Source organism: Saccharopolyspora sp. NPDC002686, from assembly GCF_040295745.1.
GTDB lineage: Bacteria > Actinomycetota > Actinomycetes > Mycobacteriales > Pseudonocardiaceae > Saccharopolyspora > Saccharopolyspora oryzae.
Genome location: NZ_JBEOVY010000496.1, coordinates 1 through 4,362 on the forward strand (window position 1 = coordinate 1; position 4,362 = coordinate 4,362).

Annotated in this window: 5 protein-coding genes; 2 read left to right on the top strand and 3 right to left on the bottom strand. The window is 69.6% G+C overall.

The genetic code is table 11. The annotated features are described in order from the left end of the window. Nucleotides 1-106 precede the first annotated feature (106 nt). Nucleotides 107-394 (bottom strand): hypothetical protein, encoded by a 288-nt coding sequence (locus tag ABTZ89_RS36280; RefSeq protein ID WP_270954478.1) that lies wholly within the window; start codon nucleotides 392-394, stop codon nucleotides 107-109. Nucleotides 395-729: 335 nt separating this feature from the next. Here ABTZ89_RS36280 and ABTZ89_RS36285 point away from each other — a divergent pair, with 335 nt between their 5' ends. Next, on the top strand, nucleotides 730-1,020 hold the full coding sequence (locus ABTZ89_RS36285; protein ID WP_270954477.1) for a hypothetical protein: 291 nt from the start codon (nucleotides 730-732) through the stop codon (nucleotides 1,018-1,020). Nucleotides 1,021-1,324: 304 nt separating this feature from the next. Further along, nucleotides 1,325-1,600, top strand: a complete 276-nt coding sequence (locus ABTZ89_RS36290; protein ID WP_270954476.1) for a hypothetical protein — start codon at nucleotides 1,325-1,327, stop codon at nucleotides 1,598-1,600. A 132-nt stretch (nucleotides 1,601-1,732) separates the two neighbouring features. On the opposite strand, the gene ABTZ89_RS36295 is transcribed toward ABTZ89_RS36290, so the two are convergent. Together ABTZ89_RS36295 and ABTZ89_RS36300 are read right to left on the bottom strand one after the other, a co-directional pair. After that, entirely contained in the window at nucleotides 1,733-3,184 is a 1,452-nt protein-coding gene (locus ABTZ89_RS36295; protein ID WP_351053513.1) for a glutamate synthase subunit beta, read from the bottom strand. Further along, nucleotides 3,177-4,362, bottom strand: a 1,186-nt coding sequence (locus tag ABTZ89_RS36300; protein WP_351053516.1) for a GltB/FmdC/FwdC-like GXGXG domain-containing protein, incomplete at its 5' end; no start/stop codon positions are given. The genes ABTZ89_RS36295 and ABTZ89_RS36300, both read right to left, overlap by 8 nt.

The window sequence follows — 4,362 nt, forward strand, 5'->3', positions numbered from 1 at the left end:
CATCGCCCCTGGCGGGGGAAGTCGCGCCCGTCGGCCGCTGCTGCTTTCGAACGTTCAGCGGTGCGTTGCTGCGCCTGGAACGCCGCACTGCGCGGAGCTTTCGGCGTCAGCCACCGGTGATGACGTTGCCGCCGATGCCGTTGCCACCGATGCCGTTGCCGCCGATGCCGTCGCCACCATCGCCGCCGTCGCCGTTGATGCCGCCGTTGCCACCGTTGCCGCCACCCTGGCCGCCGCCGTTGCCGCCGCCGGTACCCCCGCCGCCGACGTCGATCGAGATGGGGTCCCAGCCGCCGTGGAGCGGCAACGTCGACATGACCGTGCGCGCCGGGAGGAACTCGACGCGCTGGTCATCCAGTTCGGCAGCGCTCATCGCCCGAGAGGTCTGTCGCATCTGGTGCTCCTTCGCAATCCGAGGGGATTCACCGGGAGAACCGGGACTCGGCCACCCGCTGGATGCGCCGCAGCGGCACGTGCCTGGCACACGGGGCAGAACTTAGGAGCACCGAACGCCCGGTGCACCTTGATTCACCCTGACGTGCAATCAACTTCTCGCCTCTCGCAGGTGTGCACGCGCATCACGCCGGGGGAGGTCATCGGACTGCGCAGAGGCGCCGGTTCCCATAGCCTCCGAGCTGGCGCGAACGGATCTAGGGACGCTGGATCGGGAATCTGGGGGACTCGCGGCCCGGGCATCCGAGAGCATTCGAACAGAGGAGGACCGGTCAAGTGTTTGAGAAGACTCAACCGCTGAGCTCTGCCGAGCTCCAGGACCAGCGCATCGAGTTCCTGCCCCCGCGCACGGTCATGTCGACGTTCCCGCTCCACGGCGGCTGGGACCCGATGTTGATCAACAGTGGCGGCGCCGGCAACGGTGGCGGCCAAGGCGGCGGCCAAGGCGGCGGGTCCGGCGGCAACGGTGGCGTCGGCGTTGACGGCGGCCCCGGCGGTAGCGGCACCGGCGGCAACGGCATCGGCGGCAACGGCGTCGGCGGCAACGTCTTCGTCGGGCCGAAGTGATCTTTCTCAGCTGAGCTGGCGGTCCGTCGCCCTTGCGGGGCCGCCAGCTCTTGCCGTCCTGCGGCACCGGGTCCGCGATCGCCTCGTCCGGTGGAGGCGATCACCAGTTCGCCGCGGCCGGGTCTCCCGCGCCGGGGTGCCGGAAACATCCAGACTGCGCCGGGTCGCGGGTTCCTCTAGCCTTCGGGCTGATGCCAACGAATCTGGGGGCGTTGGGATGGGGATCTGGGGAAAATTGCGACCTCGTTAGGCATCGATCTCCGCGCGGCATCCGAGCCCATTCGAGCGAAGGAGGATCGGTCACGTGTTCGAGAAGACTCAACCGCTGAGCTCTGCCGAGCTCCAGGACCAGCGCATTGAGTTCCTGCCCGCGCGCACGGTCATGTCGACGTTCCCGCTCCACGGCGGGTGGGACCCCATCGTGATCAACGGTGGCGGCGCCGGTAACGGTGGCGGTGCCGGCGGCGGTGCCGGCGGCGGCTCCGGTAGCGGCTCCGGTATCGGCGGGAACGGCATCGGCGGTGACGGCATCGGCGGTAACGGCATCGGTGGCGATGTCATCATCAACGTGCCGTGGTGAACCTGCCTGACCGCATGGGCGGGCCCGTCGTCCTGACGGGCCCGCCTTCTGCCGTCGAGCTCGGCCCGAGCATGCCACTGCTCCCCGGGGACTGAACTTCTCAGTCCAGCTCCCGGGGAGCAGTTCAGCTGACTACACCAACGGGCGGTCCGTGGGAGCGATCGGCGTCGGGAGGACGCTCCTGTTCGACAGGTAGCTGTCCACTCCGGCGGCCGCCGAGCGGCCTTCGGCGATCGCCCAGACGATCAGGGACTGCCCCCGACCCATGTCTCCCGCGGTGAAGACCCCGTCCACCGTGGTCATGAAGTTCTCGTCGCGGGCGACGTTGCCACGCGGGTCGAGCTCCACACCCAGGTCCGCCAGGAGGCCTTCCCGTTCCGGGCCGACGAAGCCCATCGCGAGCAGGACCAACTCGGCCGGGATCTCGCGTTCCGTGCCCGGAACCGGTTCGAAGCCGGTGTCCGTGCGGCTGACCTCCACCAGCCGGAGGGCGCGGACGTGCCCCGAATCGTCGCCGAGCATCTCCTGGGTGCTCACCGAGTAGAGGCGTTCGCCGCCCTCCTCGTGAGCCGAGGAGACCCGGTAGATCATCGGGTAGGTCGGCCACGGGTTCGCGTCGGGACGCGAGTTCGGCGGAACCGGCATGATCTCCAGCTGCGTCACCGACGCCGCGCCCTGCCGGTGCGCCGTGCCGACGCAGTCCGCTCCGGTGTCACCGCCGCCGATGACCACCACGTGCTTGCCCTCGGCGTGGATCGGCGAACGCTGGAGGTCTCCCTCCTGCACCTTGTTGGCCAGCGGCAGGTACTCCATCGCCTGGTGCACGCCGCCCAGGGAACGCCCCGGGACCGGCAGGTCGCGGGCCTGGGTCGAGCCGCCCGCCAGCACCACCGCGTCGTAGTCGGCGCGCAGCTGCTCCACCGTGACGTCCACACCGACGTTCACACCGGTGCGGAATTCCGTTCCCTCAGCGCGCATTTGGCCGAGGCGGCGGTCCAGCCGCTGCTTCTCCATCTTGAACTCGGGGATGCCGTAGCGCAGCAGACCGCCGACGCGGTCGGCCCGCTCGTAGACCACCACGCTGTGGCCGACCCGGGTCAGCTGCTGGGCCGCGGCGAGCCCGGCCGGACCGGAACCGATCACGGCGACCTTCTTGCCGGTCGCCGCGCGCGGCAGCTGCGGACGGATCCAGCCCTCGTCCCAGGCCTTGTCGACGATGCTGATCTCGACCTGCTTGATGCTCACCGGATCGCTGTTGATGCCGACCACGCACGCCGCCTCGCACGGGGCGGGGCACAACGTCCCGGTGAACTCCGGGAAGTTGTTGGTGGCGTGCAGGCGCTCCGCCGCTTCCCGCCAGTCGTCGCGCCAGACCAGGTCGTTCCACTCCGGGATCAGGTTGCCCAGCGGACAGCCCTGGTGGCAGAACGGGATGCCGCAGTCCATGCAGCGACCGGCCTGCTTCTGCAACTTCGGCTGCTCGAACTCCAGGTAGACCTCGCGCCAGTCCTTGATGCGCACGTCCACCGGGCGACGCTGCGGCGTTTCCCGCGGCGTCGTCATGAATCCCTTGGGATCAGCCATGAGCCGCCTCCATGATCGCCTCGTTGACGTCGCGACCGTCGCGCTCGGCAGCGCTGCGCGCCGCCAGCACCCGCTTGAAGTCGCGCGGCATGACCTTGCCGAACCGCTCGACCGCGGTGTCCCAGTCGGCCAGCAGCTCGCGGGCCACCGCCGATTCGGTCTGCTCGTAGTGCCGCCGGATCCGGTCGTGCAGGAACTCGCGGTCGGCGTCGTCCAGCGGGTCCAGGTCGACCATCTCCGGGTTGATCCGCGCGGGATCGAGGTCGAGCAGGTAGGCGATGCCGCCGGACATGCCGGCCGCGAAGTTGCGCCCGGTCCGTCCGAGGACCACCACTCGACCACCGGTCATGTACTCGCACCCGTGGTCGCCGATGCCTTCCACGACCGCGACCGCACCGGAGTTGCGCACCGCGAACCGCTCCCCGACCACGCCGCGCACGAACAGCTCACCGCTGGTCGCGCCGTAGAGCAGCACGTTGCCCGCGATGATGTTCTGCTCGGCCGCGAACGGCGCCGAGGTGTCCGGCCGGACCACGATCCGGCCACCGGAGAGGCCCTTGCCGACGTAGTCGTTGGCATCGCCCAGCAATCGCATGGTGATGCCGCGCGGCACGAACGCCCCGAAGGACTGCCCGGCCGAGCCGGTGAACGTCACGTCGATGGTGTCGTCCGGCAGGCCCTCGCCGCCCCACCGCCGGGTCACCTCGGAGCCGAGCATGGTGCCGACGGTGCGGTTGACGTTGCGCACCGGGATGTCCAGCCGGACCGGCCGGCCTTCCTTCAGCGCGCCTTCGCACAGCTGGATCAGCGTGTTGTCCAACGCCTTCTCCAGCCCGTGGTCCTGCTCGACGACCTGGTGCCGCGCGGTGCCCTTCGGCAGTTCCGGCACGTGCGTGATCGGCGTGAGGTCCAGGCCCTGGGTCTTCCAGTGCCGCACCGCCTCCGAGGTGTCGAGCAGGTCGGCCTGCCCGATCGCCTCGTCGAGGCTCCGGAAACCCAGTGCTGCCAGGTATTCCCGGACTTCCTGCGCGATGAACTCGAAGAAGTTCACCACGTGCTCGGCCTTGCCGGTGAACTTCGCGCGCAGCTGCGGGTTCTGCGTTGCCACGCCCACCGGGCAGGTGTCGAGGTGGCAGACCCGCATCATGATGCAGCCCGAGACCACCAGCGGAGCGGTG